Below are 17328 nucleotides of genomic sequence, written 5' to 3'. Positions count from 1 at the left end.
GGGGACGCAGTGGGCTGGACGAGGGCTTCTTGTACGACTGTTTTACTGCGCGATAGTTTTCACCGAAACACCTCGTTCAACCGGCGTCGAGCGACCGTAGATATCTTCGAACCGCTCGATATCGTCTTCGCCCAGGTAGCTGCCCGATTGCACTTCGATGATCTCCAGCGGGATCTTGCCCGGGTTACGCAGGCGGTGCACCGACGCAATCGGAATGTAGGTGGACTGGTTCTCGCAGAGCAGGAACACGTTCTCGTCACAGGTGACTTCGGCGGTGCCGCTGACCACAATCCAGTGTTCGGCGCGGTGGTGGTGCATCTGCAGCGACAGGCACGCGCCCGGCTTGACCGAGATGTGCTTGACCTGGAACCGACCGCCCATGTCCACCGAGTCGTAGGAGCCCCAAGGCCGATAGACTTCGCAGTGGTTCTGGGTTTCGCTGCGGCCCTGGTCGTTGAGGGTCGAGACCATCTGCTTGACGCCCTGGACCTTGTCCTTGTGGGCAATCATCATCGCGTCCTTGGTTTCCACCACCACAATATTGTCCAGGCCGATCACCGAGACCAGCTTGCCGTTGCCGTGGATCATGCAGTTGCGGCTGTCCTGGATCACCACGTCGCCTTTGCTCACGTTACCGTCGGCGTCTTTATCGTTGACCGCCCACAGCGAGGCCCAGCAACCCACGTCGCTCCAGCCGGCACTCAGCGGCACCACGCAGGCACGCTGGGTTTTTTCCATCACCGCGTAGTCGATGGAGTTGTCCGGGCAGCAGGCGAAGGTGGCATCGTCGAAGGTCACGGTATCGGCCGTCTGTTCGCTGCGTTCCAGGGTCAGCACGCAGGTGTCGTAGATGTCCGGGTCGTGCTTTTTCAGCTCTTCGAGGAAGCGGCTGGCGCGGAACAGGAACATGCCGCTGTTCCAGAAGTAGCCGCCGCTTTTGACGAACTCGATGGCGCGTTTTTCATCGGGTTTTTCCACGAACTGTTGCACGCGGCTCACGCCTTCGGGCAGCAGCGAATCATTGCTGGACTTGATGTAGCCATAACCGGTTTCCGGGCGGGTTGCCGGGACGCCGAACAGCACCATCTCGCCACGCTCGGCCGCCACGGTGGCCAGGGCCAGCGCGCGTTGCAGGGCTTTCTGGTCGTCGATCACATGGTCGGCGGGTAGCACCAGCATCAGCTCATCGCGGCCTTCGTTGACCAGCATCATCGCGGTCAAGGCCACGGCCGGCGCAGTGTTGCGGCCAAAGGGTTCCATGAGGATGCGCTGGCATTCGAGCTTACGCGCGCTCAGTTGCTCGTTGACGATGAAACGGTGGTCTTTGTTGCAGACCACGATGGGGGCGTCCATGCCTTCGAACACCAGGCGCTCCAGGGTTTGCTGGAACAGTGTGTGCTCGCCGGTCAAGGCCAGGAATTGTTTCGGGAACTGTTTACGCGAAAGCGGCCAAAGACGTGAGCCGCTACCACCGGAAAGGATTACTGGGATCATGGGTGTGTCTCCTGAAAGATAGTTGGAAGCTGCAAGCCACAAGCTGCAAGTAACAGCTCTTCACTTGCAGCTTGAAGCTTGTCGCTCATTACTCACGCGATCAGCGGGTCGATACCGGGCGTTTAACCCACACTGGCGACAGGCTCGAACCTGAGCCTGTGACATACAGCACCGCCGCTTCACCGCGTTCCAACGCAACCGGCTTCACATCGCCGATCTTCTTGTCACCGTCATACAACGCCAGGCTCACCTTCACCGGGTTGATCTCACGCTCGCCACGGCCCTTGGCGGCCACCGCCTTGACCACGTCGGTCTTGCCGTCGGCGGTTTTCAGGGTCAGGGCCTTGTCGCTGAGGTTCTGCACGCGCACCAGGGATTTCTGCTTGTTCTTGAACGGTGGTTCCTCGATCAACTGCGGCTGGCCGCTGCCGCTGTTGACCAGGGTGTAGTAGTGGTCGGCGGCAAGCTTGACCGGCACGGTCTGGCTGCCGACCTTGGCGCTGTAGTCGCCGCCTGGCATAAAGCTGAAGTCACTGCTGGCCAGCGGCGCTACGTCGCTGAGGTTGGTAGCGCCGACGGTGGCGCTGACTTCCTGGTTGCTGGCGTTGTACACCCGTACAAAGCTGGAGCCTTTGGGGGCGACAGGGCCGTAGAGCGCCGCGTCGCCACCGGCCAAGGCGGATAGCGAAACAACGCTCAGGCCGGCAGCCAGGGCCAGGGTCTTGGCGAGACGACGCTGCGTAGTAGTGAAAGTCATATGAGTTACCTCTCTTTCAGTTTTGCGCCCGGTCGGGCGTCTCGGATTTAGTTGTATTGATCGCCATGTTCTGTTGGCGCGAACCGGCTTGTTTAAGCTGCGCAACCCACGCTGGGTCGGCATCACCGATTTCGTTATTCACGGGCAGATAGCGTTCAGGAAATTCCCAGATCAGCACCTGGGGCGGGTTGTTTTTGAAGTCGTCGCTTTTGAGGTAGCTGAGCATCGGCAGGATCGGGCCGTGACCGTCTTCGGCGTAGCTGACCACGTCGCTGTGCAAGGCTTGCTTGAGCGCGCCGACGAAGTTCCAGTTGGGGTTGGCGCTGTAGCTGGTGCCGACCAATGCCACCGGGGTTTCGCTGTCGCTGAACAGCGCGTCGTCGCCTTTGGTTTCGGCCAGGTGCGTGACGCGCTTTTGCAGCGGCTCTTTAGGCGGCATCAGGTTTTCAAACAACGGGTCCAACGGCAGGAACAGGCGCAGGTCGCCTTTGTGGGGCTCGGTCTTTTCGGCTTCGGTGACAAAGCGTTGTGGCTCGCCGCTCAAAGGCGTTTTGTCAGCAATCGTCCTGGCCAGCTGCTTGGCGGCAATTTCAGCGCCGTCCGGCGTCCAGTGGGTGTCGGTGCGCAGGAACACTTGGGTGCCGCCTAGCTTGGCCTGTTGCAGCGGGCCAAGCAGGTCGGGGGCGATGATCTTGTCGGCCGCCACGCGGGCGTGGAAGTCCTCATACAGGTTGGCGTGGATGCTGGCTGGCTTCACCTCACCCAAATGCTCCGGGTACAGGCGCACCTTGGCCGGCACGATCGCCATCACCAGTTGAATGCCTTGGGCCTTGAGCTTCTGGCGCACACCTTCGACCAGCGCGTAGTTGCCTTCCAGGTTCTGGCCTTCGTTGACGGCGGGGTTGAATTCCTCGTCGCTGTACAACCAGTGATCGCGGCCGAGCACCACGCCAGGGCGGCCTTCATTGAACAGCTTGTAGTCCAGCGCGGCCCACAGGTTGGTGCCGATGCGCTTGATCGGGAATTCGTCGTCGTAGTGGGTCTCGACGGCCTTGGTCCAGCGCCCGTTAAGCACGGTGGCGTCAGCATTGGTACTGAAGCCCATGAAGCTGCGCAGCGACCAGGCGCCCAGGGCCAGCAGCACCACCAGGAACAGCGCGATATAGAGGACGCGTAATGAACGGGTCATGCTCGGCTCCCTCAGAATTGGAAGTAAAGGAACGGCGAGAAACTCTGCGCCGACAGTTTCAGGATCGAGGCCACAAACAGCAGCAGCACCGCGGCGCGCAGGGCGTAGCGTGGCCAGTCAGCGGTCCAGTAGGCCGGTTGCACGGTGGCGTCACGGCCCACGCTGAAACCGGGCTCGTGGATGCTGCCGGGGTTGTCGCCCGGTACCGCCTTGATCAGGCTTGGGTCGGCCGGTTTGTTTTTCTCGGCAGGGCGGTGGGTGTAGAAGTCGCGCAGACCGAAGAACGCCAGGGTTGCGTAGGCCACCACCAGGGTTGCCACTTGCAGGCCGGTGAGGTTGGCGCGGTTGAGTTCCGACAGCGACCACTGGCCAAAGCTGAACATCGCACCGTACATACGCCCGGCAACATGCAGGTTCTCGGCGCGGAAGATCACCCAGCCCATCACCACCAGCAGGAAAGTGAAGGCCCAGCGCACGACGTTGAAGCTGCGTGGCGCGGTGTTCAGGCCAATGGCCTTTTCAATTGCCAGCCACATGCCGTGCCAGGCACCCCACACGATGTAGGTGATGTTCGCACCGTGCCACAGGCCACCGAGCAGCATGGTCAGGAACAGGTTGCGGTAGGTGATCAGCGTGCCTTTACGGTTGCCCCCCAACGTGATGTACAGGTAGTCACGCAGCCAGGTGGACAGGCTGATGTGCCAGCGCCGCCAGAACTCGGTGATCGACTGGCTGATGTACGGCTGCTTGAAGTTTTCCATGAAGCGGAAACCCATCATCAAGCCCAGGCCGATGGCCATGTCGCTGTAGCCCGAGAAGTCGAAGTACAACTGCGCGGTGTAGGCCAGCGCGCCGAGCCAGGCATCGCCGGTGGTGGGGTTTTGCAGGGCGAAGCAATGGTCGGCCACCACCGCCAGGGTGTCGGCGATAAACACCTTCTTGATAAAGCCCTGCATGAACCGCGTGCAGCCCTCGGAGAATTTATCCAGGGTGTGAGTGCGGTTGTTGAACTGGTCGGCCAGGTCACGAAAGCGCAACACGGGACCTGCGATCAAGTGCGGGAAGATCGCCACGAACGCCGCAAAGTCGATCAGGTTGCGGGTCGCCGGGGTGTCGCCACGGTACACGTCGATGATGTAGCTGATGGACTCGAAGATGTAGAACGAGATCCCGATCGGCAACAGCACGTGGGTGAGGATGAACGGCTCCAGGCCCGCCGACTTCATCATCACGTTGATGCTGTCGACGCCGAAGTTGGCGTACTTGAAGTAGCCGAGGATGCACAGGTCGACCGCCACGCCGAGCAGCAGCCAACGCTGTGCCGGCTGGGTACGCACGCCGGCGGCACCGACCTTGAGGCCGATCCAGTAGTTCCATAGCGTGACGGCGGCGAACAGCGCCAGGAAGTCCACCCGCCACCAGGCGTAGAACACGTAGCTGGCAATCAGCAGCAGCAGATTGCGATAGCGTTGCCCGCTCAAGTAGTACAAGCCGAGAAAGATCGGCAAGAACAGAAACAGGAACACATTGGACGAGAAAACCATCCCGATCTCTCCATGTTTAACCAACAGTCAAGGGCCAGAGCCCCCCCCAAACCCCCCGCGATTTCGGGGGCGGCTGTATTGCAATTTCACTGTCGAAACCGGCTTCAAGTGTGGGAGGGGGCTTGCTCCCGATTACGGTGTGTCATTCAACACAAATGGCGACTGTTACACCGCTATCGGGAGCAAGCCCCCTCCCACATTTTTTACCGAGTTCACTCACGAACCCTTTTTGCCTTTTTCGTGCGCCGGGTCGTAGACCTTGGTCAGGTCGCCACCCAGGCGGAAGGTCTTGAACGGCTGCATGCCATGCTTGCGCTCAAGCACCTCCGGGGAGCAGGTGTAGAGGGTGCAGAAGGGCTCGAGCCAGGCGAATTTCATGTCCTCCTTGAGGTCCTTCATGTCCTGCTCCTTGCCGTTCTTCTGTGCGAAGATCTGCGGATCCTTCACGCCAGCCAGCACCTTGTCGCCCAGGCGCTTGAGCGCGCCGTGGTTTTCCTGGCGCAGGTCCACACCGTTGACCAGGGCAAAGCTGGCGATCATCGACAGCGGTGGCAGGGCGTAGTTGTGGTACGACAGGGCGCGTTGCTGGCGCTTCAACTCGTTGGGCAAGAAGCCCTGATCATCGATCTGGTTGGCGCCGACCTTGTATTCCTTCACGGCCCAGTCAAACAGGTCGCGACGGTTGGTGGCGACGGCGGTTGCCATCACCGACCAGGCCGCCCAGTACGAGTGGTTGTTGGTTTTTTCCAGCGGCAGGTTGTCCCAGTCGCTCACCACCTGATCCGCCAGTTTGTTGAACCAGGCTTCGATCACTTGGGATTCCTGCTGGTGGTTGGCCAGCGGATGCGAGTCGGAGAATTTCAGGCGTACATAGGCCGAGGCCATGCTGCCCAGCGCCCATTTGCGCATGGACTTGCCGGTATGGTTGAAGTCTTTTGACATCAGCGCATCGGCCTTGGCCCAGCTCGTCAACCAGTTCAGGGTGCATTCCAGCTGCTCCGGGCGACCGTCGCGCATGAATTGCATCACGCGCTTGCTGGTGTCTTTTTCCAGTGTGGTGATGTCGGCGGTGCTGTCTCGAAAGGCTTTTTCCGACTGCACGTTCAGCGTGGCGCGGGCCTTGTCCGAACCTTCGTACTTGCTGCGAAACTGCAGCGAGCCGGTGTACGGCGCCGGCATGGCGTCGCAGTCATTCTTGAAGTCGCCGGTCTTGAACGCCTCGATCGGTGCGAAGTAGCCCTGGGGCGGGCGCAGCGGCGCGGCGGCGTTGACGGCACCTGCGAACATCGCCAGGCCCAGTAATGTAGGGATCAATAACTTCTGCATAGGTAACCTCATTGCCCGAGTGAGGCAGTCTTTTGACCGCCGCTTGGGAATACGTTGCGTGTGCAAATTTTCGCTTCGACTTTCTGCGCAGCAGTACCCGCTTCGGGGCCCTGCACTTCTACGGCCAGCAAGTTCTGCGAGGCCCAGTCTTCATCGGTGCGCAGTTCAAAGGCGAAACGCCCGTCTGTTTCGGATGTTTCGGGTTTCTCGATCTTGATGTCCTCGTGGCGTCCGTTCATGTACCAGAGGGTGGCGTGCAGGGTTTTCACCGACGGATCGGCGAAGCGGATATCAACCTGATGGTTGGCGTTGCGCAGGTCTTTGTTCGAACGGTTGACCATCAATTCGTTCTTGCCGGGTTTCAACGTGGTGCTGGCGCTCATCTGCGCGGTCTTGCCTTCGCAACCGTTGTCCAGCAGCGCCATCATCTGGCGGTAGATGGTTTCCTGGTCGAGGCGATACAGCGGCGAAAATTCCCAGATGAGGATCTTGGGTGGCGTCTTCTGGAATTCGTCGCTGCCCAGGTACTGGATCATCGAACCTTCGAGGCCACCGCCGGGGAAGGCGACGTTGAGGATGTCGGCACCGATTTCCTGCTCGAGGAAGCCGGCAAAGTTGTAGTTCTTGCCGCTGTGGCTGGTGCCCACCAGCGTGATCTGTGGGTTGCCCGAGTCGCCGAACAGGTCGCCGTCACCGGCTTCGCCCTTGGGTTCGGTGGTGAACTGGTCCATGTACTGGATCGCGTAGCTGGTGCCGCACAGTTGCCCGGCCATGTTGTGCAGGGTGCCGGTCTTGCCCATGCGCCCGGAGCGTTTGGTTTCGAACTCGCGCTTGGGAATATCCGCAAACTCAGGCATCGCACGCACTTTGGCGCCGACGATCCTGGCCGTGCGCTGGGCACCGTATGGCGTCCAGTGCTGGTCGCCACGGAAGTAAAAATCGTGGGCCGGCAATTCGTCTGGCAGTTGCTCATTGGTCAACGGCGACAGGTCCGGCACCACATAGCCCATCTTGGCGAAGCGGCCGAGCATGGTCTTGTAGTTACCCAGGGCCTTGTCGAAATCGAACGTGGCTTTTTCCTCGGGGTTGAGCTTGTTGCGGTTCACCAGGCCACGGGTCGGTTGGTAGACCACCACCAGTTCCACGCCCTTGGCCTTGAACGCATCGTGCAGTTGTTGCATGCGCTTGTAGCCGGCCGGGCTGGTGTCGAATTCGGTGCGCAAGTCTTCCTGGGTACGGAACAGCCAGTCGCCCTGGGCTTGTACCAGGGTGGTGAAGTTCTGCTGGTAACGCGTGGTGTAGTTCTTCGCGTCATGCGCCGCCGGGCACAGGCTGCAGCACGGTTCGGCCGTGTAGGTTGGCGCCTTCACCTCGTCGGCGCGCACGCCCTGGCTGGCCGCGAGCAGGCCGAGGGTCAGACCCGAAAGGCTCAGCAGTTTGATCATGTGTGGGTGCATAAGGGTCATCCTCAGTCCTGCATTTCGGTCTGGCGTTCGACAGGGTCGATCAGCACGGCTTTCTGCTGGCGTACCAGCAGGTCGAGAATTTCTTCCTGGCGATCGCCCAGCACGCCGGCGAAGCTGATGCCGCTGGATTTGGTCGGCGCCAGCATCGACACGCGATACAGCTCGACACTCAACGGCGAGTCGATGGACAGCGGCCCGCTGCCGTTACCGGCCAGTTCACCGCCGACCACGATCAGCGAGACCTTGGTGTCGAAGGGGTCGAGCGCGATGTCGCGGTCGGTGTCGGTCAAGTCCTTGATATGGCCGTACACGCCCGTCAGGCCGTTGGCCATCGAGGTGTTTTCGTAGAGCTTGATGTTGACGCTGTTGCGCACGCGGATGCCGTGGCGGCGGTTGCTGATCACCTGGTTGCCCCACAGCACGTTGTCGCCGCTCTCATAGAGGGTGATGCCGTCGGTGTGGTTGCGGTAGATCTCGTTGTTGGCAATCAGGTTGTTCACGCTGTTACGGTCAATCACCAGGCCCGAGAGCTTGTTGTCGTAGCTGCGGTTATTGAAGATGAAGCTGTCGTTGACCTCTCGGGAAATGATGATGCCGTGCTTCTTCTTGGTGCCGTAGACGGTGTTGTCGGCGATGATCAGGCCGTGGGAGCGGTCGTGCGGGTCAATGCCGTAGACGATGTTGTCTTTGTAGGTATTGCCCTTGAGCACGAAGCCTGTGGTCTCGTAGCAGTAGAAGCCGTACCACATGTCCGAGAACTCGGAGTCGATGATCCAGCCAGTCGGTTCAGGGCGCTTGAGCACCTTGGCCATGTTCGGCGTGTACTGGGAAATACTCACCCCGTAAGACTTACTGTTGGCATAGCCGAAGCTGGCCATCTTGCTGTTGGCGACGTAGGTCTGGGTGCCGCCCCACGCCAGCAGGAACGGGCGGAACGCCTTGGGTGACTGGAACAGCGCCGGGCCGTTGGTCTTTTCGTTCCAGCCGGTGATCTGGGTGTCACGCACGAAGAGCTGGCCGTCGTTGATCAGGAACGAGCCGGCTTCCTGGGAAAGGCGCAGTTCCTGGGTCTTCTTGTCGATTTCCAGGATGCCTTTGCGTCCGACCACGATCGGCAACTTGGCCAGGAATACACCCGGCGACGTTTCGCTGAGGTACTGCTTGGGCACCTTGCCAAGCAGATCCTTGAGGTTGATGTAGCCGTCGTCGACGAAGATCGCCTGGGGAATGCCATGTTGGCGCACCACCCATTCGGCCATCTTGTTATCGCCGCCGATAAAGTCCTTGAGCGCGTCTTCCTGCATCATGCGGCGGATGCTGACTTTGCCCGGTTGGCTGCGCACGATCTTTTTTTCCATCGCCGCAGCGGTGTAGCCGGTCAGATCCGGCAGGGCCGGCTTGGCCATTTCCAGCGGCGCGGTGGGCGGGCTGGAAATGGTGTAGGTCTTGGCCTGTTGCAGTTCCTTGGCGATGGTCGGCGCCTTGGCCGTCGTATCGGCAACGGCCGTGGCGCTGGCCAGCAGCATGGCCGCGACGAGCAGGCTTTGAGCATTCATTGCGCAGGCTCCCATCAGAATCGCCAAATCACATCGACAAAGGCGCGGTGCATGTAGGCGTCGACCTGGCTGCCATAGGCATCGCCGGGCTTGAACACGCCGGCACGCAAACGCACCAGCGCCGACGGCTCGTCGATCGACTGGCTCAGCGCCGCAGGCAGCAAGCCTTTCTTGAAGTACTTGGTGACCACCAGGTCCATCTCTTGGCCGAGGTCTTTCTTGCCGTCTTCAAGGGGCAGGGAGGTGCTGGAGAGGATCGCGCCGGTGACGTCATCGGTGTTGTTCTGTACCGCGTCGATACCGTTGCTGCCCACCGGCTTGTTGCCGTCCACGCGCCAGAACTTGTGGTACACGAGGCTAGCGTCGTAGTCCTCGCGCAGCTGCCAGGAACCGAACAGGCTCATGGACTGCATGTTGTTCATTTCGCCGCGAAACGCTTCACCGAAGCGATGCACGCGAGACTGGGTGCCGGTCCAGTTCGAACGGTTGCTTTGCAGGCCGTTCTGTTCGTACTCGGCACTGGCGCGCGAATAGGCCGCGCCGACTTGCCACTGCGGGTCCAGGCGCAGGCGCACGCCGATGTCGGTGGCCCAGCCGCTCAGGTCATCGCTGCGCTTGGCGCTGGTGGGGCGCGTGCCGTCGGCGTTCAGGGCGTTGACCTTGTCGCGGTCGCCGCGCATGCCGGTGATGCTGGCCCAGTAGTTGACGGTGTTGGTGTTGCGCCAGTTATAGGCGTCGCTGTTGGCTTCGATGCCCAGCCAGGTCAGGTCGCCGTTTTCGCGCTTGTCCAACGGGTCGCTGGCGACACCCGGTTCGGCGTAGTCGAGCTTGCCGTCGTCATGGGTGTGGTGGCCGCGCAGGCCGATCCATTGCCCCGGCGTCCATTGGTAGGACGCGTCGGCGTAGAAGTGCTGGCGGTCCTTGTCCTTGGGCGACAGTTCCTTGAGGTCGGTGCGGTATTCGCTGAAACGTTCGGCGGCGCCGACATTGGCCTTGAGCAGGGTGGTGTCGAAGGTCCAGTTCAGCGCTTCGATATTGGTGTCGCGCCATTGGCCGTCGTCATTGCGCAGGCGCTGGCGACCGAACTTGAGGATTTCGCCCGGGTAGGGGGTGAAGCCGCTGTAGCCGACCCAGAATTCGCGCAGGGCCAGGTAGTTCTTCTTGGTCTTGCGGTCATTGTTGCTCGACTGCTCGGTGGCGTCATCGGAGGACTGTTGCAGGGTGTCAGTCTCAATGATGTCGCTCGATGTCACCGCCTGGCCCATGGCGTAGGCGCTCCACGCGCCGCTTTCGCCATAGACCCACGGGCGCAGGTCCAGGCCGATGCCGTTGACGTCACCGCCGGGCTTGGTGCCCAGGTCACGGTCGTCCTCGGATTGGCCAGTGATTTTCACTTCCAGGCCGAAGTTCTTGGCTTCGGTCAGCGCGGCCAGGGTCGGGCACGACCACAGCAGGGCGCAGGTCAGGCCAATGCCGGCCTTGACGAATGGGTTGAGCTTCATAGGGATTCCTCGCCGTCTTCTTCTTGCAGGGCGTGCAGTTGCAGCGTGCTCTGGGCCAGGGTGCCGCGGGTGGCCAGTTCCTGTTGCACCCGGCGTTGGCCTTCGGCGCGTTGCTCTGGTGTCAGCGGGGCTTCGAGCTGCGTGGCCAGTTCATTGGCCTCAGGCGTGTCCTGGGCTTTGGCCAGCTGGCTGAAGACATAAGCGTTCAGGGGGTCGGGCCGGGTGCCCTTGCCTTGGGAAAACAATTGAGCGATAGCGAAGTCGGCGCTGTTCTGGCCGTTGCGCGCAGCGGTCAGCAAATGGTCGAGGGCTTTTTGCGAGTAGACCTTGCCCAGGTAGCCACGGCGGTAGATCTGGCCGAGGTAGTAATCGGCGGCCACTTCACGGCCCACGGCTTTTTCGAAGTGGGTTTGGGCGGCCTTGGCGTCGGCCGGCACCCACTTGCCTTCGTAGTAGAGCTTGCCCAGGAGCAGTTCGGCGCGCGGCTGGTCGGCGGCGCGGCCGTTGTCCAGGTACTTCATCATCTGGTCGACGTCGCCCAGTTCGGGGAAGTCGTAGAGCAGTTGCGCCAGGCTGACCCAGGAGGCGGGGTAACCAGGGGCGATGTTCTCCAGCAGGGCCTGGGCGGTTTTTTCATCGGGTTTGCCCAGGGTGGCATCGCCGAGCACGCGGGCCACACTGTCGACACGTTGTGCAGTGACGCTGCCACGGCTGTAGCCTGCTTGCATCTGCTTGAGCAGTTCGGCTTGCTTCTCTGGCTGTGCTTTTTTCTGGTAGACCGTGGCCAGCTCGACATAGCAGATGTCGGTGGTGTGCAGCGCGGCCTTGCAGATGCGCTCCACATCATCCAGGTGCTGGTCGTAGGTGTCCTGGGTGCGATACAGCAGCACCTGGGCCAGGCCGGCTTCCGGGTAACCGGCGGCCTGCCATTGGCTGATCTGCTGCTGGGCATTCACGTCAGGAAAACTGTGCGGGTATTGCAGGTACAGCATCGCCAGCGGGATCAGGGTGTTGCCTTCGCCATTGGCAAAGGCTTTTTTCAGCAGGCTTTCGGCCTCATGGTGTTCGGCTTCGGTGGCGCCGGGCTTGGCCACCAGCAGGCGACCGAGACGTGCCTGGGCGCGCGGCGAAGTGTCCGCCGCGGCGCGGTAAGTGGCTTCGGCTTGCTGGATTTGCGCCGGATCGCGGCTGCCTACCTGGATATCGGCCAGGCCCACCTGGGCCTCGCTGTAGCCCAGGTCTGCCAGTTGCTGGTAATTCTGCTGGGCGGTGACGGTATCGCCACGCTTGAGCGCTTCATTGGCCAGGCGTTGGTCGGGCAGGCCCGCGCAACCGGCGAGACTGACCGCAACAGCCAGCAACGCCACAGTACCCATGTGGGAGGGGGCTTGCTCCCGATGCAGGCGACTCGGTCTATCAGGCAAACCGCGCTGATCCCATCGCGAGCAAGCCCGCTCCCACAGGGATTGTGTTGTTCTTGAAATAGAGTTCACTGGCATGTCCTCCGCTTACAGGCCGTGAGCCATGGCTTTATCGATCAGCCAGTTCAGGGACGGGCCACGGTCGCTGGTGACCTCCACCGGGCGGCCGGCGTAGGTGCTGTCCAGTGGCGCGTCGGGCTTGATTTGCACACGGATGTCAGAGGACAGGTCGGCGCTGTTCAAGCTGGTGCTGCTGACGATGGTGCCGGTGCGGATCTGTTCTTCGTCGGCCACCTGGAAGCTCACCGGCGTGCCGGGGCGTACATCGGCGAACTGGCGATAGGTGAAGCGTGCTTCTACGTTGGCCAGGCTGCCGCGTGGCACCAGTTGGAAGATCACATCGCCTTTGCTGGCGTATTGGCCGTCAGCGACCAATTGCTGCGCCACCACGCAATCGCACGGCGAGGTCAGCGTGCCGGTCATTTGCTTGCCGAACAGTTCTTCGACCTTGGCCGGTTGCAGTTGGTCTTCGCCCAGATGGCCTTTGAGTACGTCGAGCATGCTGGTGCTGAAGGTCGCCAGTGGCGCGCCTTTGGCGGCAACCGCATCACCCTTGAGCAGGCTTTGCACCGTGCCGTCGCGGGGCATGGTCACGTTCATGCCGGGTACGCTGACCAGGCCGGCCTGGGCGTGGCTGACGAAGTACATGCCGTACAGCGACTTGAAGACAAAGCCGAACGCGACAAGACCGACAATGAAGATGCCTGCGCTGAACGTCACTGCTCGCAGGCGACCGAACGCCGTCATGCCGCTGCCGCCGTCCTTGACCTTGCGTGCCTTGGTGAAATTGTCGCGTTGCAGGGTCGCCAGTACGTCGCCCATGGTCACGATGTCGCCGGACAAGTGCGAGGTGATCAGGTGGCGCAGGGTGGAAATATCCTGGGCATCGAGGTTCTGGAACTGGCAGCCGGTGCGGCCGGTCTGGCGGTCGTAGGAGCGAATCTGCAGCTCCACGTCCATGGCCAGGCCGAGGTTATCGATCACAAATTGCAGGCGGCCTTTGTGCACTTGGCCCACGGTGAGCGGCTGGGTCGCGGTGAAGGCCAGGCCGCCGGCGGACAGGTCGATGACTCGCGCTTCAGTCGGTGTACGGTCGCTGTTGAAGAAGCGCAGCTTGGCCGGGATTTTGACCCGTGCATGTTGGCGCTGGGCTTCGGATTCGTGGACAACGTTGGCGTTTACGGAGCTATTCATCGATGCAATTCCTAGGTTAATTCAGGCTTGGCAGGGTCAGACCATCATCAGCAACACGGCGACAAAAATGCTGCCGGCGGAGAAGGTCATGGTCCGAGACGACCAGGTGTTGAACCAACGTTGAAAGCTGGCCAAATCGCGGGTCAGTTTGGTGTCCTGGCGGGTCCAGGACTGTTGATCAAGGCGGAAGAACACGTAGATCTTCACCAGCGCGCCCATGATCTGGTTGTAATAGAGAATCACCGGGTAGGCCGGACCGATTTTGTGGCCCGAGCACGACAGCAGCAGGGTCAAAATCAGGCGGGTGATACCGATCCACAGCAGGTACGCGAGGATGAACGCGCCGCCGTACTTGAAGGTGGCGATCACGGCTACGGTCAAACCGAGCAGGGAAGTCCACATCGACACGCGTTGGTCGAACAGCACCACGCTGGTGAACAGGCCCAGGCGTTGTACACCCAGGCCGAGCGCACGGGAGTTCTGGCGCAGGTTGTTGCCGTACCAGCGGAACATCAGCTTGCGGCTGGCCTTGATGAAGCTCTTTTCCGGTGGGTGCTCCACGGTGTTGATCGCGGCGTCCGGCACGTAGAAGGTGTCGTAGCCCAGGCGCATCAGGCTGAACCAGCTGGACTTGTCATCACCGGTGAGGAACTTGAAGCGGCCCAGGCGCCAGTGTTGCAGCGAGTCGCTTTCCACATCGGCGATAAAGCCCGGGTCGGTGACCACGCTGGCACGGAACACTGACATGCGCCCGGTCATGGTCAGTACGCGCTTGGACAGGGCCATGGAGCACATGTTGATGTGACGCTGGGCGAAGCGCAGCTTGTGCCATTCGCTCATGATGTAGCCGCCGCGCACTTCGCAGAACTCGTTGGTGGTCAGGCCGCCGACATTGCCGAACAGTTGGAACCACGGCACGGTCTTGCGCACCACGCCTTCGGCCAACACCGTGTCGCCATCAATCACGGCAACCACGGCACGGTCATCCGGCAGGTGGCGGGAGATGGCGCGGAATCCGAAGGCCAGGCCGTCGCGCTTGCCGGTGCCGGCGATACGCACGAAGTCGAGCGTGACGTGATCCGGCGGGTTCAGGCGTTCCCACAGGCTTTTCACCAGCAGCTCATCGGACATTTCCACCAGCGAACACACCACGGTGGTCGGGAAGCCGCATTCGATGGCTTCACGAATCACCGAGCTGTAGACCTGTGCCGTGGTCAGCGCATCGATACGGAAACTGGTGACCATCAGGAACACATGGGACGGGTCTGCCGCCTTGCCCAGCTTGCGCACTTTGCGCCGCAGGTGCGGGTAGACCACGTACAGGAACAGCATGCCGCGAAAGAAATGCGTCGCCCCCATCGAGTAGCGCCAGATACCGACGGCGCCAATCAGGAAAATAAAATTCTTCGACTGCGAGTCGAAGGTGCTGGCTGGCAGAGCCAGAGCTAGAAGCGCTAAAAGCCCCAGAAATAGTAGCCAGCCAGTCGCTTGGTTTAACCGTTGCATATTCGCGTCCGTCACAGAGAAGTCGGGCGGCAAGCCACAAGCTACAAGCCGAAAACACGCGCTTCTAACTTGCCGCTTGCCGCTTGAAACTAGCCGCTGCTCCTTACCAACAAATGCCTTCGGTACGGCCCGACACGCTGGTGGCCTTGGACATGAAGCCCACCAGGTCGATCACTTGCTTGCCGTGCGGGGCGTTATGCGCCAGGGCACGGAACTTCTCGTCACGGTTGCCGAGGATGATCACGTCGCAGCTGTTGATCACGGCATCGAAGTCCGAGTTGAGCAGGGACGACACGTGCGGGATCTTGCCTTCGATGTAGTCCTTGTTCGCGCCGTGCACACGGGCGTACTCGACGTTGCTGTCGTAGATGCTCAGGTCGAAGCCTTTGCCGATCAGCATTTCCGCCAGCTCTACCAGCGGGCTTTCACGCAGGTCGTCGGTGCCGGCCTTGAAGCTCAGGCCCAGCAACGCGACTTTGCGCTTGTCGTGGCTGGAGACGATGTCGAAGGCGTTCTGCACCTGGGACTCGTTGCTGCGCATCAGTGAGTTGAGCAACGGTGCTTCGACGTCCAGGGAACCGGCACGGTAGGTGAGGGCGCGCACATCCTTGGGCAGGCATGAGCCACCGAAGGCGAAGCCTGGGCGCATGTAGTACTGGGACAGGTTGAGGGTCTTGTCCTGGCACACCACCTCCATGACTTCACGACCATCGACGCCGACGGCCTTGGCGATGTTGCCGATCTCGTTGGCGAAGGTGACCTTGGTGGCGTGCCACACGTTGCAGGTGTACTTGATCATCTCGGCAACGGCGATGTCCTTGCGGATGATCGGGGCGTCGAGCTCCTCGTACAGCGACTGCAGGACATCGCCGGAGGCTTTGTCGAACTCACCGATGACGGTCATCGGTGGCAGGTCGTAGTCGGCGATGGCGGTGGATTCGCGCAGGAACTCCGGGTTGACCGCGACGCCGAAGTCGACACCGGCTTTCTTGCCGGAGCAGTCTTCGAGAATCGGGATCACCACATTGGCCACCGTGCCCGGTAGCACGGTGCTGCGTACCACGATGGTGTGGCGGGTGGACTTGTCGCGCAGGACGAACCCGATCTCGCGGCATACCGATTCGATGTAGTTGAGTTCCAGGTCACCGTTTTTCTTGCTCGGCGTACCGACGCAAATCATCGACAGGTCAGTATCGCGAATGGCCTCGGCGAAGTTGGTCGTGCCGCGCAGGCGACCGGTTGCGATGCCTTGGCTCAACAGTTCGCCCAGACCCGGCTCAACAATCGGCGATTTGCCGGCATTGATCAGGTCGATCTTTTCCTTGGAGATGTCTACGCCGACCACTTCGTGGCCGCGGGCAGACAGGCAACCGGCACACACTGCGCCAACGTAACCCAAACCAAATATGCTGATGCGCATCGCAATTACCTCTATATTTAAATCATGCCATTAGATGGCCGGAGTTCATGTTTGCAAACGTCATTGATGCCGCGAAAGTTGGGCGAATAGACGCCGACTTATCGCGTGCAGGCATGTTGAATAACGAGTGACTAACGATTGCACTCAAGTTGTGCGCAACGTGGCCTTATTATTGGGGCTTGCCCTGAAATGCAGCCAGGCTCCCTAGGCGGAAGGCTCCGGCGCCAGTGCCGCAGGCGCTTGATACAGGCTTTAAGCCTTTGTATATCAATGCCTTGGGTTGTCACACTGGCTCATTCAGGTCAGCGCTGCCTTGGCCTGTAGGGGGTAGCAATGAGTCCTTATCACTATCCTCAGTTAAATCAGTTGATGATATGACCAATGAATCAAAGTGCCTTTATGACAACTTGATTACTTCCTGTGGTCGTTAGGTAAGTCATCTCTTACAGGAACAGAGTATTTCGTTACCGGTGGTATGAGCAGTGCATCCGGGTGAAGTTCCTAGCCGCTCATCCTGTTTCTGGAAATTTTTCGAAATAATAGAAAAGATGGCACTGGTACTATATTGATAGCACTTGCTATTTGGGCGAGTCGTTATAGGGCGTTGGTGCGCGGGGATAGTTTTGTGCCACTACCTTTTGAAAAAAGTGGTGCCACTACGAAAAAAAATCGGAAATGTCGAGTGAAAGAAATGTTAGAGATGTTACCGCTTGTTATTTGACGCCAAATAAATGGCATTTTCCCCGTTGGAATGCAGCAAAAAAATGTGGGGGCTTGCTCCCGATGGCGGTGTGGCAGTCACAGGAGGATTGACTGATCCACTACCATCGGGGGCAAGCCCTAATGCCAGTCACTATCACTGTGGCGAGCGGGCTTGTCGAATCGTCGCACCG

The 17328-nt window shown here is 60.5% G+C and carries 12 protein-coding genes; all 12 read right to left on the bottom strand.

Annotation, left to right across the window (positions count from 1 at the left end; all coding sequences use genetic code 11):
- Positions 1-42: 42 nt before the first annotated feature.
- Positions 43-1494: a mannose-1-phosphate guanylyltransferase/mannose-6-phosphate isomerase gene (locus M5B43_RS03525; protein ID WP_248748805.1), complete on the bottom strand. Its 1452-nt coding sequence runs from the start codon at positions 1492-1494 to the stop codon at positions 43-45.
- A 100-nt stretch (positions 1495-1594) separates the two neighbouring features.
- Complete coding sequence (locus M5B43_RS03520; RefSeq protein WP_248748804.1) at positions 1595-2251, bottom strand: alginate O-acetyltransferase AlgF; 657 nt, start codon at positions 2249-2251, stop codon at positions 1595-1597.
- A 16-nt stretch (positions 2252-2267) separates the two neighbouring features.
- On the bottom strand, positions 2268-3440 hold the full coding sequence (locus M5B43_RS03515) for an alginate O-acetyltransferase (RefSeq protein WP_248748803.1): 1173 nt from the start codon (positions 3438-3440) through the stop codon (positions 2268-2270).
- A gap of 11 nt (positions 3441-3451) precedes the next feature.
- Positions 3452-4984, bottom strand: coding sequence for an MBOAT family protein (locus M5B43_RS03510; protein ID WP_248748802.1), 1533 nt, complete (start codon positions 4982-4984; stop codon positions 3452-3454).
- 216 nt (positions 4985-5200) lie between these two features.
- Positions 5201-6310, bottom strand: a complete 1110-nt coding sequence (locus M5B43_RS03505; RefSeq protein WP_248748801.1) for a mannuronate-specific alginate lyase — start codon at positions 6308-6310, stop codon at positions 5201-5203.
- A gap of 8 nt (positions 6311-6318) precedes the next feature.
- Positions 6319-7767: an alginate O-acetyltransferase gene (locus M5B43_RS03500; RefSeq protein ID WP_248749071.1), complete on the bottom strand. Its 1449-nt coding sequence runs from the start codon at positions 7765-7767 to the stop codon at positions 6319-6321.
- A gap of 11 nt (positions 7768-7778) precedes the next feature.
- Positions 7779-9347: a mannuronan 5-epimerase AlgG gene (gene algG / locus M5B43_RS03495; RefSeq protein ID WP_248748800.1), complete on the bottom strand. Its 1569-nt coding sequence runs from the start codon at positions 9345-9347 to the stop codon at positions 7779-7781.
- On the bottom strand, positions 9347-10834 hold the full coding sequence (locus tag M5B43_RS03490; protein ID WP_248748799.1) for an alginate export family protein: 1488 nt from the start codon (positions 10832-10834) through the stop codon (positions 9347-9349). Before M5B43_RS03490 ends, algG begins: the two co-directional genes overlap by 1 nt.
- A complete protein-coding gene (gene algK / locus M5B43_RS03485; protein ID WP_248749070.1) occupies positions 10831-12210 on the bottom strand; it encodes an alginate biosynthesis TPR repeat lipoprotein AlgK in 1380 nt (459 codons plus the stop codon). Before algK ends, M5B43_RS03490 begins: the two co-directional genes overlap by 4 nt.
- Before the next feature lie 132 nt (positions 12211-12342).
- Complete coding sequence (locus M5B43_RS03480; RefSeq protein WP_248748798.1) at positions 12343-13509, bottom strand: alginate biosynthesis protein Alg44; 1167 nt, start codon at positions 13507-13509, stop codon at positions 12343-12345.
- 36 nt (positions 13510-13545) lie between these two features.
- Entirely contained in the window at positions 13546-15015 is a 1470-nt protein-coding gene (gene alg8, locus M5B43_RS03475; protein WP_248748797.1) for a mannuronan synthase, read from the bottom strand.
- A gap of 103 nt (positions 15016-15118) precedes the next feature.
- Complete coding sequence (locus tag M5B43_RS03470) at positions 15119-16435, bottom strand: nucleotide sugar dehydrogenase (RefSeq protein ID WP_248748796.1); 1317 nt, start codon at positions 16433-16435, stop codon at positions 15119-15121.
- Positions 16436-17328: the final 893 nt, after the last annotated feature.

Origin of the sequence: Pseudomonas sp. MWU15-20650 (assembly GCF_023242475.1) — a bacterium.
In the GTDB taxonomy this organism is placed as follows: Bacteria; Pseudomonadota; Gammaproteobacteria; order Pseudomonadales; family Pseudomonadaceae; genus Aquipseudomonas.
This window is presented reverse-complemented; position numbering and strand designations above follow the sequence as displayed.

Excerpts from the sequence above, each read along its gene's own strand:
- M5B43_RS03525 (WP_248748805.1), bottom strand. The coding sequence starts at position 1,494 with ATGATCCCAGTAATCCTTTCCGGTGGTAGCGGCTCACGTCTTTGGCCG.
- M5B43_RS03520 (WP_248748804.1), bottom strand. The coding sequence starts at position 2,251 with ATGACTTTCACTACTACGCAGCGTCGTCTCGCCAAGACCCTGGCCCTG.
- M5B43_RS03515 (WP_248748803.1), bottom strand. The coding sequence starts at position 3,440 with ATGACCCGTTCATTACGCGTCCTCTATATCGCGCTGTTCCTGGTGGTG.
- M5B43_RS03510 (WP_248748802.1), bottom strand. The coding sequence starts at position 4,984 with ATGGTTTTCTCGTCCAATGTGTTCCTGTTTCTGTTCTTGCCGATCTTT.
- M5B43_RS03505 (WP_248748801.1), bottom strand. The coding sequence starts at position 6,310 with ATGCAGAAGTTATTGATCCCTACATTACTGGGCCTGGCGATGTTCGCA.
- M5B43_RS03500 (WP_248749071.1), bottom strand. The coding sequence starts at position 7,767 with ATGCACCCACACATGATCAAACTGCTGAGCCTTTCGGGTCTGACCCTC.
- algG (WP_248748800.1), bottom strand. The coding sequence starts at position 9,347 with ATGGGAGCCTGCGCAATGAATGCTCAAAGCCTGCTCGTCGCGGCCATG.
- M5B43_RS03490 (WP_248748799.1), bottom strand. The coding sequence starts at position 10,834 with ATGAAGCTCAACCCATTCGTCAAGGCCGGCATTGGCCTGACCTGCGCC.
- algK (WP_248749070.1), bottom strand. The coding sequence starts at position 12,210 with ATGGGTACTGTGGCGTTGCTGGCTGTTGCGGTCAGTCTCGCCGGTTGC.
- M5B43_RS03480 (WP_248748798.1), bottom strand. The coding sequence starts at position 13,509 with ATGAATAGCTCCGTAAACGCCAACGTTGTCCACGAATCCGAAGCCCAG.
- alg8 (WP_248748797.1), bottom strand. The coding sequence starts at position 15,015 with ATGCAACGGTTAAACCAAGCGACTGGCTGGCTACTATTTCTGGGGCTT.
- M5B43_RS03470 (WP_248748796.1), bottom strand. The coding sequence starts at position 16,435 with ATGCGCATCAGCATATTTGGTTTGGGTTACGTTGGCGCAGTGTGTGCC.